Origin of the sequence: Leifsonia sp. Leaf264 (genome assembly GCF_001422325.1) — a bacterium.
Taxonomy (GTDB): Bacteria; Actinomycetota; Actinomycetes; order Actinomycetales; family Microbacteriaceae; genus Orlajensenia.
The window spans coordinates 199,860-212,693 of the sequence record NZ_LMMR01000006.1 but is presented as its reverse complement, the minus strand read 5'-3'; the positions used below and the strand labels follow the sequence as shown (position 1 = coordinate 212,693).

General features: G+C 62.3%; 15 protein-coding genes. 11 read left to right on the top strand and 4 right to left on the bottom strand.

Annotated elements, in window-relative coordinates; genetic code table 11:
* Positions 1–37: 37 nt before the first annotated feature.
* Positions 38–2,008: a hypothetical protein gene (locus tag ASF30_RS14140; RefSeq protein ID WP_055907825.1), complete on the bottom strand. Its 1,971-nt coding sequence runs from the start codon at positions 2,006–2,008 to the stop codon at positions 38–40.
* Positions 2,005–3,000 carry a tyrosine-type recombinase/integrase gene (locus ASF30_RS14135; protein WP_082467824.1) on the bottom strand — a complete coding sequence of 332 codons (996 nt, stop codon included), beginning with the start codon at positions 2,998–3,000 and terminating at the stop codon, positions 2,005–2,007. The genes ASF30_RS14140 and ASF30_RS14135 overlap by 4 nt, the downstream gene beginning before the upstream one ends.
* A gap of 52 nt (positions 3,001–3,052) precedes the next feature.
* Between ASF30_RS14135 and ASF30_RS22820 the strand changes: the two genes are divergently transcribed.
* The 4 genes from ASF30_RS22820 to ASF30_RS14120 all read left to right on the top strand — a co-directional run bounded on the left by ASF30_RS22820 (position 3,053) and on the right by ASF30_RS14120 (position 5,419).
* Positions 3,053–3,424, top strand: coding sequence for a hypothetical protein (locus tag ASF30_RS22820; protein ID WP_157497421.1), 372 nt, complete (start codon positions 3,053–3,055; stop codon positions 3,422–3,424).
* A 336-nt stretch (positions 3,425–3,760) separates the two neighbouring features.
* Positions 3,761–4,264 carry a hypothetical protein gene (locus tag ASF30_RS14125; protein ID WP_055907814.1) on the top strand — a complete coding sequence of 168 codons (504 nt, stop codon included), beginning with the start codon at positions 3,761–3,763 and terminating at the stop codon, positions 4,262–4,264.
* Between the two features lie 25 nt (positions 4,265–4,289).
* Positions 4,290–4,418, top strand: a complete 129-nt coding sequence (locus tag ASF30_RS23480; RefSeq protein WP_268765554.1) for a hypothetical protein — start codon at positions 4,290–4,292, stop codon at positions 4,416–4,418.
* Positions 4,415–5,419 (top strand): hypothetical protein, encoded by a 1,005-nt coding sequence (locus tag ASF30_RS14120; RefSeq protein WP_157497419.1) that lies wholly within the window; start codon positions 4,415–4,417, stop codon positions 5,417–5,419. Before ASF30_RS23480 ends, ASF30_RS14120 begins: the two co-directional genes overlap by 4 nt.
* A gap of 214 nt (positions 5,420–5,633) precedes the next feature.
* Here ASF30_RS14120 and ASF30_RS14115 read toward each other — a convergent pair whose 3' ends face one another.
* Positions 5,634–6,236: a hypothetical protein gene (locus ASF30_RS14115; RefSeq protein ID WP_157497417.1), complete on the bottom strand. Its 603-nt coding sequence runs from the start codon at positions 6,234–6,236 to the stop codon at positions 5,634–5,636.
* Positions 6,237–6,371: 135 nt separating this feature from the next.
* Between ASF30_RS14115 and ASF30_RS14110 the strand changes: the two genes are divergently transcribed.
* From ASF30_RS14110 to ASF30_RS14095, 4 genes are all read left to right on the top strand, one after another.
* The gene (locus tag ASF30_RS14110) at positions 6,372–6,575 is read left to right on the top strand and encodes a hypothetical protein (RefSeq protein WP_055907805.1); all 204 of its coding nucleotides are present in this window, start codon (positions 6,372–6,374) and stop codon (positions 6,573–6,575) included.
* 33 nt (positions 6,576–6,608) lie between these two features.
* Positions 6,609–7,052, top strand: coding sequence for a hypothetical protein (locus tag ASF30_RS14105; protein ID WP_055907802.1), 444 nt, complete (start codon positions 6,609–6,611; stop codon positions 7,050–7,052).
* Positions 7,053–7,061: 9 nt separating this feature from the next.
* A complete protein-coding gene (locus ASF30_RS14100) occupies positions 7,062–7,340 on the top strand; it encodes a hypothetical protein (RefSeq protein ID WP_055907800.1) in 279 nt (92 codons plus the stop codon).
* A gap of 75 nt (positions 7,341–7,415) precedes the next feature.
* The gene (locus ASF30_RS14095; RefSeq protein ID WP_082467823.1) at positions 7,416–8,408 is read left to right on the top strand and encodes an IS481 family transposase; all 993 of its coding nucleotides are present in this window, start codon (positions 7,416–7,418) and stop codon (positions 8,406–8,408) included.
* A gap of 351 nt (positions 8,409–8,759) precedes the next feature.
* Here the strand turns inward: ASF30_RS14095 and ASF30_RS14090 are convergent, their stop codons facing one another.
* Entirely contained in the window at positions 8,760–9,671 is a 912-nt protein-coding gene (locus ASF30_RS14090; RefSeq protein ID WP_055907797.1) for a hypothetical protein, read from the bottom strand.
* Between the two features lie 487 nt (positions 9,672–10,158).
* Between ASF30_RS14090 and ASF30_RS14080 the strand changes: the two genes are divergently transcribed.
* From ASF30_RS14080 to ASF30_RS14070, 3 genes are all read left to right on the top strand, one after another.
* Entirely contained in the window at positions 10,159–11,259 is a 1,101-nt protein-coding gene (locus ASF30_RS14080) for a metallophosphoesterase family protein (RefSeq protein WP_055907791.1), read from the top strand.
* 3 nt (positions 11,260–11,262) lie between these two features.
* On the top strand, positions 11,263–11,940 hold the full coding sequence (locus ASF30_RS14075) for a hypothetical protein (RefSeq protein WP_055907787.1): 678 nt from the start codon (positions 11,263–11,265) through the stop codon (positions 11,938–11,940).
* A gap of 65 nt (positions 11,941–12,005) precedes the next feature.
* Entirely contained in the window at positions 12,006–12,665 is a 660-nt protein-coding gene (locus ASF30_RS14070) for a hypothetical protein (protein WP_157497415.1), read from the top strand.
* Positions 12,666–12,834 lie beyond the last annotated feature (169 nt).

Genomic DNA, 12,834 nt, shown 5'->3' with positions numbered 1-12,834 from the left:
AGGCGTTGCTAGGAGTGTTGAGGGTGTGGCCGTCGGTTTACTTCGGCGGCGGCCCTTGATCGTGGTCTTCGTCGGAGTGCTCGTGCCCGTCTTCATATTCGGGGATTGCCTCGAGCGAGGCGAACTCGTCGATGGGGTCTTCCGGCTCGGGTTCGAGAACCAGGTCGACCAAGCCGAACCCGGGACGCGTATATGTGCTGCGACCTGTCTTGTCGCGCTTGCGTTCGGGCTTCACCGGGGTGGTGCCAGCTGCTGCGTGCTTGGCGCGTTCCTTCTCAGCCCTCATGAACGCCATGATCACTCGGAAGTTCGTTGCCACAAGTTGGAAGGTGGTCAGGAACTGTTGGGCGGCGATGCCTCGCATCCGGCGGTCGCCTGATTCCTTCAAGTTGCTGAACCCAGGGTCCTTTGCGTAGGCGTTGAATCCCTCTGAGGCGTTGCGCGTCGCCTTATAGCTCTTATGCCATTCTTTCGTGCCCCATTGCAGCGGCTGGGCAAGCTTCAAACCGTCTTTGAGTTTGAACGTGACCGAGGTTTGCGTGCAGACGGATGGTGGATCTTCTGGCTCGTCGGCTCGACGAACTCGGGGTTTCCATTTTTCAGATTTGATTCTCATGCGTTCCCGCTGGGCGGGATCGGTGTACTTGGCATCTTCGATGCGTTCCCGGAGCCCGCACTCAACGGTTGCTTGGGGTCCGTGGGCGGGGCACATCTTTTTCTCTCGTCCGTCGGGGAAGGACTCTTTGACTCTTAGGGAGTACGACTGCAGCTCGCCAATTCGCTTGTCGAAGGTCGCCTCGGTGATGCGCTTATTCTTGGCGTCCTGCGCGACAGTGACGAGATGAGAGGGGGTTCCTGGGCAGAGGTGTCTGCCGAGCAGGTTCAGTTCACCGGCGTCGGTTCCTTGCTGAGGGCCGAGGTTGTTCGATCGGTAATCGGTGAGCGGTAGCCAACCCATCTTTCGCATCGGTACGTGCAGCCGCTCGATTCGCTTGTGTGCCCAGTAATCGCGGTCCGCGGCAACGATTCCGGGCTCGTGGTTACGGTCCAGCATCGACCGCGCCAAACGAACAAGTTCGATGTCGACGTTCTTGTTGGGTGTGCTCAGGCTGTAGGTCATGATCAGCTGGGGGATCGGATCACCCTCTTCCTCGAAGAAGGAGGAGAGAACACCCATGTTTCCGGCGAATCCGTTGATGAAATCGCTCCGCTGGCCCTTGTCTGTGCCGCGGTAGGCAGCGTTCATGTGGTACCAGCTTGTTTCCGGTTCCATGACCGGAGTGTCTTTGCGTTCTCGTTGCGTCTTCGGGTCCAGCTTCGCTTTGCCACGCCGGCTGTACGACGCGACGGGTGTCTGGTCGACGGTCATATCGGTTCGGGTGCGGCGGCTCCGGATTTCGGCGCTGAGAGTTTGCCAAGTCATTTCGAGAAGCTGATTGCTGAACCAGTCGAGGCGATCTTTCCTCACTCGGTACAGGTCTCGGTCGTACTCCGCGATGAGCTTCTCGCGTTCGGCTCGCCATTTGAAGTCGCGGCGCTGGAAGGTGGGGTAAGGGTCCACTCGGGCAAGGATGCGGCGGAGGGCGTTGTAGACGTTGTTGTACCAGTTCTTGGCGGCCTGCTCATCGTCGAGGTGCTTCGGTGCGGGTGGTAGCTCCAAGTACCGTCGGGCCTTCAGCGGCAGCCGGTAGGCGAGCACATCGCGGGCATTTACGACAAGAAGAGGAGATGTCTCCTTCGCGAGGAGGAGGAACGCGATCATCACGTGGCGTGCGGTGATGTAAGCGTCAACACCGCCTGGCCCAGTCTTTGTGGTGTCCGTCTCCACCCACTCGTCCAGCTGGGTGAGCACCCCGCTCATTCTGATCTGGAGGTCGGCTCGTTTGACGTCCTTCAGGCTGAACTTGGTGAAGTGACCGACTTCTTCGCGCATGCTTTGGTCTTTTGTGAGCTCGGCGAGTTCGGCGGCAGCTGCTCTGTCAATCCGGGGCGGGACGAAGACGGTCATCGGCGGGTCCCCTTCCCGACGATGCGCTCTTCCACGGTCGCCGGATCCACGGGTGCCATGGCTCCGATGTAGCGGGCGAAGGATTCCAGGTGGCGGATGCCGGACAGCTGATGTGCGACATTCAGAGGCACACCGTCGTTGAGGAGCGCTGCCAGCCATGTGGTGCGGAGGCGCTGCGGGCTGGGGGTGCGAGCAGTTTCGTATTTCGCAAGCCCGCGGGTGCGGGCGCGGTCAGCCTCATTCCCCGCGGTCCCGATGACCCGGTCCGCGGGATCTTGATTGCTGGCCAGGTCTCGGAGCGTCTTGACCCACTCAGCACGCACCGGCACCAGTCGAGGCGAGTTGCCAGCGACGTGTACCCGGATGATTGTGCCGTCGTCGAGGATGTCCCCAACTCGAGCATCCGCGATCTCGCGTCCGTAGAGTCCAGCTCCGGCCGCCAGCGCCAGGATCGTCAGGCTACGGCGTCGTCCTTTCGGCGTGGGTATTCCGAGCGCGGCTGTACGGAACGTGCGAAGCTCAACAGCTGAATACGGCCGGAGATGTTCGGCCTGACGGCTGAAGGACGGCATAGGAACCGGTTGGCCGCCATACGCGACCACGTAGCGGTTCAGTTCGACTCGTACCCGATTCCGGTAGTAGTTGTCCTTCCTCAGCATCTCGGTGCGCAGGAACCGTTCGATGTTGTGCGAGTCGAAGATCGTCTCGTCCAACGGCCAGCCGGCGGTCTCCCACGCCCAAGCGACGTACTGCGCTGTCGCGTTCAGCAAGGTCCGTGTAGTTCGGGGTGTCGTCGGGGCGCGATCGACCACGCTCGCGACGACGAAGTCGCGGACGGCTTTCCAGATGACGGGAGAAAGGTGTCGGGGTCGGTAGGTAGTGATCATTGTCTGGATCTCTGCAGACAGGTGGTTGTCAAAATAGCCGGATTCGTCGTCGCTGTCACGTGCGATGGCTGGTTGGGTACGTGAAATCGAGGTGGAGGTGTTCATGACATATGGACATGTGTCAACTCGGTAGGTCCAGAAGACCTACACTTCAGAAATGACCGGAAAGGCCTATGAGCCGCGTGCCTTCTGTTCCCCGTCGAAGCATTTCGGGACATCCGAAGATGTGGTCTGGCGGGTTCCTGTTGAGGCGCAAGAAGCTGTCCAGCGAAAGCGGCTGAAACCGCATCTTCTCGTTGCGGCTCTGAACCAACTCGATGACAGGATGCTCGCAGCCCGATACCAGCACGACCTGGTTGTGCTCATCCGCGCTGCTCTCGACGATCGGCGACTGAGCCTGAAGGATCACGCTGCCCACGAGGGCTTCGACTACACCCGAACGACAAGAATGCTGAGAGGGGAGATTGTCATGAAGCTCGAAGACATTGCCGCACAGCATCGAACGCTCGGCATCGCGTACCCAGTCTGATTTGCCGATTGGTGACGGCACTCGCGGCTGTATAGCACCACCCGATCCAGGCGGCGACGCGGGCACATAGCGCGGAAAAGCGCGGTGCGGAGTCGGTGGTTGCATAGGGAAACCCGAGCCCGATGCTGCCGACGCGACAGTCGCCGTCGCGGAGTCAGGACTGATCCTCCACCACGATGACATCGGTGTGTTTGCCCGGGTAGTCGACCACGCGCTTGTACTACAGGTCGTCGAGCAGTATCTCGGTCTTGGCACCACGGTTGCCTGGCTTGCCGGTATCAGACAGCCCTGTTCGGGGGTCGCGGCATTGCTGAGCGCGGGTCTACTGTTCAGCGCATGAAGCCCCTCATCGTTGCGGTGGCTGTTCTACTCCTCCTCGCGGGCTGTTCCGCGTCAGCCGTGGCCGAGTCGACACCAACTCCGAGCGCAACACCCACACCCGAGTTCGCGACTGAGAACCAGGTCGCGTCCGTCATCGCCGGATATGGGCCTGACTGGCGGGAGATGATGGACGGCGCGATCGGCTGTCGGGGCGAGTGGACCTTCAACCCGGGCAGCATTCCTGGTTACACCTGCTGGCTCGCCGAGCAGACGATGTCGGTGACGGCGGAGACCGCCGTGCGCGACCTCGCGGAGCTGAAGATACCGCCATCGATGGCCGGCATCGTCGCAGATACGACCGGTGTCTTGCAGGGCATCGTCGACGTGAAGGTGAAGACCATTTGCGGTGAAGGGGAGGCGCCAATTGAGTCGGACGAGTGCAATAAGGCCCTCGGCAGCCTGAACTTCTACTACGTGATCCTCGACGGCAAGCTCGACGCATGGGCGCCGTACCTGTGATGCGCGGCACACCGTGATCGCCCCGATGACGATCAACGCAGTCGGCCGGGCAACGGACGACGAGCTAATCGCCGCGGACGTCGCTGACGGCGGGACGGAGACCGCTGCACGCGGGTACGTCGCGGCACTGCGCGGCCACCCACCGGCGAAATGAGCAACAGCGAGCGGTTTGGTCTTCCGGTGTACGCCTCGAGGATTGTTGGCCAGCAGCGACGGGACGTACGACGAGCTGTGGAAGAGCTCTTCGAACAGGGTGCGGAGAAATTGCCCGGGTCTGGCATTTCAGAACTGGTCGAATGGCTGGGCGTCCAGGATGATTACGACTTCGTGAGGGCCGTCGTGGATACGGGGCTCGATGACGCGGCCCGGTTGCTCAATGTCGCTGACGACTATGCGGGTGCGCTCGAGGATCTCCTCGCGGGAGGCTACGACCGACCTGCTGGCCTCTTCAGTCTGGGGCGATCCCTGGGTGAGTCAGTGATGCAGCTCCTGTATCTATTCGATCCGGGGGTCACACCGGAACGCAGAGTAGTGCGCCAGCTCGCCTTTCAAGTGGCCGCCATCGAGGGAAATCTCGGCGCCGTGAACGCCTTTGGACTCAATGTCGAGGAAGCTGATCATGTGCGTGTTCGCGACGCCATCGACGGACTCCACCGCTTTCTCAGCAGGGCTGGGATCGAACGTGGTACTCCAAAGTCGGTTGGCAATACTTCGCTGTGGGTCGGCCGCCGCGGTGTGAACGAGTCATTGGGGTTCAACGCCACAGACGCCTTCAACAAGTACATGCCCGACTCATCGTTTCAGTGGGTGCTCGGCTCGGGCGCAACTCACTCGAAAGGGTGGATGCTTCCAACCTTGGTCGGGGCATTTGATGAGGATGCGCTTGCCACGCCGGCGGAGTCCGTGATCGGAGCAGTAACTGGTCTATTGTCCGTTTCAGACGCGTTCAGCCACATCGCAGAGAAGCATGCGGGCCTTGACCTCGATTGGCTGAGGAAAGCAACTCACCTGCGCCGGATGGGGCTATTGAGCTGGCGGGAGGGTTTCCGGCAAAGGATTGATCACAAGACCTATGCGCATAGGCGCAACAGCGATGCGTGGCGAACGGACCCCAGCCACCTCGGGCAGTCGTTTAGGCGCGGCGCCGCTTCGTAGGTGGGAAGCGCATCGCTGCCTGCTCGAGCTCTTGGCGTTCGATGCGTGCCAGTGCCCTGAGCGCTACACGCGCTGCGGCAGCGAGGCACTCGTAGCGGGAAGGTCGTGGCACTCGGGCCGGCTGATCGGACTGCTCCATCTCGGCAGCATCCCAGCTCAACGCGGATACGGGGAGGCGCTAGTTCAATGCGACTCAGCAGCCTGAGATGTGCGCCTACTTCTCGCCGGTCGGGAATGCCGTCGCCGCGAGGTGGGTCACCTCTTCATCATCAGTGGGGGCATCCGGGTGAAGCGCCCAGATCATGACCTTGGCTCGCGCTTTGCTCGCAGCTTCCATCAGATCGTTGATGTTCGCCTGGCTGATAGGCCGCATTTTCCACAGCTCCGTGCACTGTGCAATCAGCCACTCACCCATGATGTGGCCGCCCTCCTCAGGGTCGAGATGGAGCAGGGTGTGGACGTCGTCGATCTCGTTTCTGAGTATCCACCAAGGGGTTGGGTGCGGCTTTGGCACCTCTACAGAGACACGAGTGATGATTCCTATCGCACGTTCCGCGATGGATCGACGCCAGGCAGTCAGGTCAGCCTCGCGCTGGATGTTAGCGGTGGTCTGCAATTCGGTAGAGCGCTTGGCGAAGTCTGCGCGTTGGATTGCTAATGCGATCCCAACGGACGCGAGGATGCCGATCAGCGTGAACGCGCCAGCCCAAAGGACTTCGGCCCCGTTGCCCAAGGTGTCGAAGGTGAGACCAGCCCACGTGGACGACCCTGCAGTCGGGGTTGGCGAAGGGGAGTGCGTGATTGTCACCAGGTGCATGTCCATGACCCTACGGCGGCCGCGCGTGCGACGTTGTCCCCCGCTCCCGAAAGGGGCCCGACCTGTGCAGCCATCGCGCTGTTCGCCGCGTTCGGGGACCTAGCCGGTGTCGGCGCGGGGTGGAATGCTGCGGGGATGACTACGAATCCAGAGGACGCAGCACAGGCTCTTATCGCCGTGGCGGCGGAGATGATCCGGGAGGCCGAGCAGGGCGAGTATGTCGCGCAGTCTCAGTACGTGCACGTTCAGGCTCAGTCGACGCTGTTGATGGTGATTGCTTCCGAGATCGTCGAGATCCGGAAGATGTTGCGCGGGCAGACGGGGAGGGCGGATGCCTGAGCTTCTGGAACCGCCGCGGCTGCCCTCCAACGCGTGGTGACTGACGTTCGCAAGCTGGGTGTGTCGTGGCTGGCGGCACTCGGCGAGCTCATGCTCGACGCCGGCGAGATGGAGTGGATTCTCGCTCATGCCGCTAAGACCGTTGGCCTGGAGATAGATTCCAAGGCTGGCGTATCGACGATCGTGAAGGCGATCGCGAAGACGGCCAAATCAGACACCGCGTTACTCGAGTGGACGGCCGAAGCCAAGGCGATTGCGGATCAGCGGAATGCGATCGTCCATTCCATGGCAATGACCTACCGGACCGTCGATGATCCCGATTGGATCATTCGTCATCGTGTCCAGGCCACCGGCGAGGTCGTCGCCTCCACGCAAAGGAACATTGAAGAGCTGTCGCGTCGGATACGCCAGAACCGCTCAGCAGCGCTGGCTTGGCTCAGCGGCTTCGCCGGCCGCGAGAACCCCGATCGTTCCTGAGAGGACACCATGGTCACGTCGGACTTTATTGCACTCGGTGCCCTCGCTCTCGCCCTGTACGCGGGCATAGCCGGCGAAGTGCGCGCCATCCGCTCACGCCGAGAACAGAAAGAACGGCACCTCGTGGACTGGGAAGTGCACTGGACCCGTGCCGGTGAGGTCCAGGTGATCAGCGTCGGCCCGGACGAAGCTCGAGACGTCTTCGTTCGGCTCGACATCAACGGCGGGCAGGTCGAAGGCTCCGCTAAGTGTGATGTCCAGGGACGTTGCTTCGTGAATCGTCGTTGAGCTGCTGACAGGCGAAGGCCTCCTGTTGTGAAGTGGAGCTGTCTAGAAACCGCTTCACGAACCCAGGAGGCCTTCGTGTCCCACGCTAATGCTGCTCTGACTCCACGCGCTCGCTTACGGCTCGCGACATTGATCGTGGAGGACCGTTGGACGGTTGCGACGGCGGCGAAGATGTTCATGGTCTCACCGGTGACCGCCCGGAAGTGGGCGACCAGGTACCGCTCCGAAGGGGCGGAGGGGATGCAGGACCGCTCCAGCCGGCCTCTCACGATGCCCACCAAGACCCCACCGGATCAGGTCAAACGGATCGTGCAGCTGCGATGGCGTCAACGGCTGGGACCAGTTCAGATCGGTGGGCAGCTGGGCATCGCCTCTTCGACCGTGCACGCCGTGCTGGTGCGCTGCCGGATCAACCGGCTCTCCCACATCGACCGGGTCACCGGGGAGCCGATCCGCCGGTACGAGCACCCGCACCCCGGTTCGATGATCCACGTCGACGTGACCAAGTTCGGCAACATTCCCGACGGTGGAGGCTGGCGGTACGTCGGCGTACAGCAAGGCGATAAGAACAAGGCCGTCACGGCGCTGCGCACCGGGCGAACCGAGAAGGGCCACCCCAACATCGGCACCGCGTTCCTGCACACCGTCATCGATGACCACTCCCGCGTCGCGTACGTCGAGATCTGCGACGACGAGAAAGCCGCCACCGCGATCGGCGTGCTGGTTCGGGCGGTGGCCTGGTTCGCTCAGCAGGGCGTCACCGTCGAACGGGTCCTGACCGATAACGGCAGCTGCTACCGGTCCTACGCCTGGCGCGATACCTCCGCCGATCTGGGCATCGTGCACAAACGCACTCGCCCCTACCGGCCGCAGACCAACGGGAAGATCGAACGCTTCCACCGCACCCTCGCCGACGGCTGGGCATACGCCCGCTTCTACGCCTCAGAAACCGAACGCCGTCAAGCACTCCCCGGCTGGCTGCACTTCTACAATCATCATCGGATCCACTCCGCCATCGGAGGCCCACCCACCAGCAGACTCAACAACCTCCCTGGACATCACAGCTAAGCGACTCCTCCGCGGCGAGGCCATCACCTTCGCGGTGCCCTGGGTTGAGGATCGATGGTGGCCCGCAATCGGAACGGCTATCACCGGAACCCACATCGGCGTGCCTGGAATTGAAGCGAGTGGACGGGTGTCCTACCTGTCACCCCGAGGCCGTGAGTCGCAGCTGAGGTTCGAGTCGACGCAGCTGCAACCATCTCCGAGTCCTGCTGAGCGCTCGTAGCCGACCCGCGGACCGCGACAGACCGACGACGCTTCAGGTCGGGCGTCACGAGCCAGATCGCGATGACGTTTGCAGCGGCATACCCAGTCGTACACGCCGCAGGTGGTCCATCCCTTGATGAGCAGGTTGCCCTAACGGATCTTCTCAGATGACGCGGCGAGCCTGACCGATCGAATTGCTTCGTCGTCACTGACGACTCCGGCATACGGCAGGAACCGGTCAAGCGCTTCGGGTTTGTTGAGTCCGGCAACGCGGAGCAGGGGTATCAAGGCGGTCCCAGCGTTCAGGTGGTGCACGATCCACGTGGCTCGCATCCGCCTGGCGGTGAGCAGATGGTCGGGTCGGGTGCGTGCGATGAAGTTGGTGACCAGTTTCTGGCCGTTGTCGCCTCGTTGTCGGCTGATCGCCCAGGCATCGCCCGGAAGTCGTTCTGAGCACTCGGTTAGCACTCGTTCCCATTCTGGTTCGACGGGAACTCGTCGTGGCATGGCTCCGAATACGTCGATGAGGGTCCCGACATCGTCGGACGTGATGGCCTCGACTCGAAGGCGGTTGATTTCGTCGCTGCTCAGTCCGGCGCCGATTCCGAGCGCGAGGATGACTTCGGCGTCGTGCCGGCGGGCGGAGGTCGATAGCCCTTTCGCCCAGGACTTGAGGATCGTGATTTCCTTCGCCGTGTACGGTCTCGACGCATCTGATGGGCGGTATCCGCGCAGCTTGCGCGTCTCCATTTCGGCGCCGACGAGGCAATCGCATACTCGGAGCAAACGCGAGCGCATTGTTCCTCGGCCAGCGACTGTGTAGTGGGCAAGCCCGACGGCGACGTATCGTTCGACGAGGTGGACGTTGAAGATCGACAGCCGATCGAGCGGCATCCCTGCCGTCTCCCACGACCATCGGACGAATGGGGCAATGGCAACGTAGAGCTCCGTTTCTCTGTACGTCACTTGAGGGAGTGCGTCGGCGACGGCCTCGCTGACGAACGGTTCGATAGTCGTCCAGAGCTTCGGATCGAATGTCGGTCGGTATTGGCCCGCGTTCACGATGTACTTTCGGCGCGTGGCCGCGCGGCAACAACCCCTGCGCCCGTAATCTGGGACGTATGCCTCGCAATCAGCGGCTGAGTCCGCGGGAGCGGAATGTCGGCTGGCCGGATGAACCGTCGGATGACCCGATCGGTGAAGTGGCACGCCAGTTCGTGGGGCGCCTGCGCGCGGCCGTCGGGGACCGCAGTATCCGGAGCGTGGCGGCGGCGTCGGGGCTGAACCATGCAACGCTGGCCGCGGTGTTGAACGGTTCTACGTGGCCGGATGCCGAAACCGTCGCGAAGCTGGAACTCGGCCTTCAGGCTGACCTGTGGCCGGGGCGAGTCGACCCGGGTACTTCGCGCGCATAGTCCGGAGCGGCATATGGCTGCCGCGCCTTCCACCGTTTCGCTCTGGTAGGCGCCATCTCCTGACTGCTTGCTCATTCCTCCAGTGTCGTGCAAAATAACCACTAACGGTGATTTTGATAACCAACGAGGTGGGCATGTTCGAAGCAGCGGACCGGATCGGCCTCCTCGGCGATGCCCACGGCAACCTCGGCGACATCATGTCCGCCGCCGCGTCACTTCGCGACCACGGCATCACCGCGCTAATCCAGCTCGGTGACTTCGGTGTCGTCTGGCCGGGTCAGAACTGGGGTCACAACTTGGACCGCCTGAACTTGAAACTCCAAAGACGCGGCCAAGTGCTGCACTTCGTCCACGGGAACCACGACTGGATTCCGAAGCTACGCCAGTTCCCCGCTGACGAGGATGGCGTCCGCTGGCTGCGACCGACCATCGCCCACCTGGACACCGGCGTCCGCGGCACATTTCCGTCCGGTCGATCGTTCGTCGCGATCGGTGGAGCGAACTCCATCGACCACGAGATCCGCACTGAAGGAGAGTCATGGTGGCCGGAAGAATCGATCACCGGAGCCGACCTGCAGACGGTCGGCTCAGGCTATGCCGACGTCCTGTTCTCCCACGATGCCCCGCTCGACGTGACGAGCCTCGACCAGGCGCTCACACTGACCGACAAATTCTGGACCGATGAAAGCCTCGAGTACGCCGTGCGCGGCCGTCGCATGCTGACCCGGGCAATCCACGCCGTCGGGCCCGAGCTTTCGGTCGGCGGCCACTACCACGTCCAGGTCGATGAGGTCATCGGCTACCTCGGCTACGTCAACACGCGAACCCGTGTAATCATCCTTGACCAGCTCTCCGCCAAGGACACCGCGAGTACCGCGATTCTCGACACGGAAACGCTGCAACTCGACTTCCTCACCACCGTTGGCGTTGCCGTTCCGAGAGTTCCGCAGGTCACCGACCTCGCGACGGAACACTCAGGCAGATGGGCCGTGCACACCGTCGGCAGCGTCTACCTTTTCGACCTCGATCGCCGAACCGTGAACCGGATCCCGGGCCGGTACGCAACAGGAAGCACGAACGACCGCGAGCTCGATCTCCGATCCATCGACGTCGCACGCATCGGGGAGATCGGCCAATGGACCCTGAACCGGGACGACTCTTCAGCCGAAGCCATGGAGCACAGGTCATCTTTGATACGTCACATCGAACGGCTGCAGCCAGACGAGGGGGACTGACGCATGCTGCTTGCAGACATGGGCGCCGCACTGCTTGGGTATCAGACGGCTGCGCTGATCCGAGCCGTCGCTCTCTTCGACGAAGGATGCAAGCTTGAACTGCTGGCCGCAGTTCTCGATCAAGACATCCGGGAGGTGGCGGATGATGTGGACCGACTATTCGACATCGGCATTCTCTGGCCGCCGGAAATCGATCTCATCGCTGTGAACCGGGGGAGCGCATACTGGCCGGGCATCTCGAGCCTGCTCGACGCCAACATCCTCGTCGAACAGGCGCTCGCAATGCTAGGCGAACGTCTCGGCGGGCCGGGTACTCGGGTCGCGTTGTACGGGGCGGTGCCGGTGGACAGCAGACAGTTCATACCCCGAACTCGTCTAGTGCTGATCGTCCCCGGCGTTCGCTCAGACCCTCGCATTTCGGTGCGGCAAGAGATCGACGCGCTGGCCGACGACATCACGTTCACCACAATCGTGCATCAAGAGCCATTGCAGGAACAGCAGAAGATCGTCAAATCCGGAGACGCCGAAACGATCCGACGATGGATGAACGCAGATGATGTACGCGCCCTGCCCGTACTCGATGAAGGAGCACATTTGGAATGGGCATGCCGGCAGAACGAAGTAGGACTAGCAACGGTCGGAGGTGCGGGGAATGCCAAGAAACGCCGACCTGACGCTTGATCCGGGGGTGGTTCGGCAGCGCTGTTCGCGGCGACGGACGCCGGACTGTGCCGTGGACCTTCGACATGCTGCTGCATGATCCTGGCGCCGACGTCCTCGGCGCGGACGTCACGCACATCATCCGCGCCCTCCGCCAACGCTCAGAACCGACACTCACAGCTGTTGTCGCCACCGCAGCCGGTGTCAGCGCACCCCGGACACGCGCCGCCCTCAAAGAATTGGTGAGCATCGGCGTTATGACGCTAACGAAGGTCGGGAGGGCGAACGCCTATACGATCAACCGAACCCACGTCGCCTGGGACGGAATCCAACTCCTCCTCGACGCCAGGCTCCTCGTGCTTCGGCAAGCGCGCCGAGTGTGCGAACAGGTCGCGCCGGCTGGCGTCAGCATCGCCCTATGCGCCCCTTCCGGAGCCCTTCGAGGTGCATGGGAGAGAAGTGCACGGTTCATCGTTGTTGTCCCCGAGAGCACAGAGCTACGGGCGGACGTCATCGAAGGCGTCACGCGTGTACTTCGGGACACTGTCGGCAGCATGACCGGAAACACGGTGGCGGTCACCTTCATAGCGGAAGACGACCTCCGTGAACGGGTGCGAAACGGCGACAAAGTCGCGAAGGAGGAGTGGTTCAGGTCCGCGACCGTGCACGGACCAGATCTGAGCCAGATCATTTTGGAGATGACCCGCCAGACGGCCAGGCCGACGGACAATCCGGTCCGAACTTGAAAGAGCCGCTGAGTAAAGACGGCCCCACGAGGAGACGCAACATACCGACGTCGACCAAAGGTCTAAAGCGTCTAAACAGCCTGAAGCTTCTAAACGACCGGTGACGGACACTCATCGGGTGGTGTGGGGACTGGTTCGATTCGCCAGCGAAGCTGGCCTTGCTCATGTC

Excerpts from the sequence above, each read along its gene's own strand:
- ASF30_RS14140 (WP_055907825.1), bottom strand. The coding sequence starts at position 2,008 with ATGACCGTCTTCGTCCCGCCCCGGATTGACAGAGCAGCTGCCGCCGAA.
- ASF30_RS14135 (WP_082467824.1), bottom strand. The coding sequence starts at position 3,000 with ATGAACACCTCCACCTCGATTTCACGTACCCAACCAGCCATCGCACGT.
- ASF30_RS22820 (WP_157497421.1), top strand. The coding sequence starts at position 3,053 with ATGACCGGAAAGGCCTATGAGCCGCGTGCCTTCTGTTCCCCGTCGAAG.
- ASF30_RS14125 (WP_055907814.1), top strand. The coding sequence starts at position 3,761 with ATGAAGCCCCTCATCGTTGCGGTGGCTGTTCTACTCCTCCTCGCGGGC.
- ASF30_RS23480 (WP_268765554.1), top strand. The coding sequence starts at position 4,290 with ATGACGATCAACGCAGTCGGCCGGGCAACGGACGACGAGCTAATCGCC.
- ASF30_RS14120 (WP_157497419.1), top strand. The coding sequence starts at position 4,415 with ATGAGCAACAGCGAGCGGTTTGGTCTTCCGGTGTACGCCTCGAGGATT.
- ASF30_RS14115 (WP_157497417.1), bottom strand. The coding sequence starts at position 6,236 with ATGCACCTGGTGACAATCACGCACTCCCCTTCGCCAACCCCGACTGCA.
- ASF30_RS14110 (WP_055907805.1), top strand. The coding sequence starts at position 6,372 with ATGACTACGAATCCAGAGGACGCAGCACAGGCTCTTATCGCCGTGGCG.
- ASF30_RS14100 (WP_055907800.1), top strand. The coding sequence starts at position 7,062 with ATGGTCACGTCGGACTTTATTGCACTCGGTGCCCTCGCTCTCGCCCTG.
- ASF30_RS14080 (WP_055907791.1), top strand. The coding sequence starts at position 10,159 with ATGTTCGAAGCAGCGGACCGGATCGGCCTCCTCGGCGATGCCCACGGC.
- ASF30_RS14075 (WP_055907787.1), top strand. The coding sequence starts at position 11,263 with ATGCTGCTTGCAGACATGGGCGCCGCACTGCTTGGGTATCAGACGGCT.
- ASF30_RS14070 (WP_157497415.1), top strand. The coding sequence starts at position 12,006 with ATGCTGCTGCATGATCCTGGCGCCGACGTCCTCGGCGCGGACGTCACG.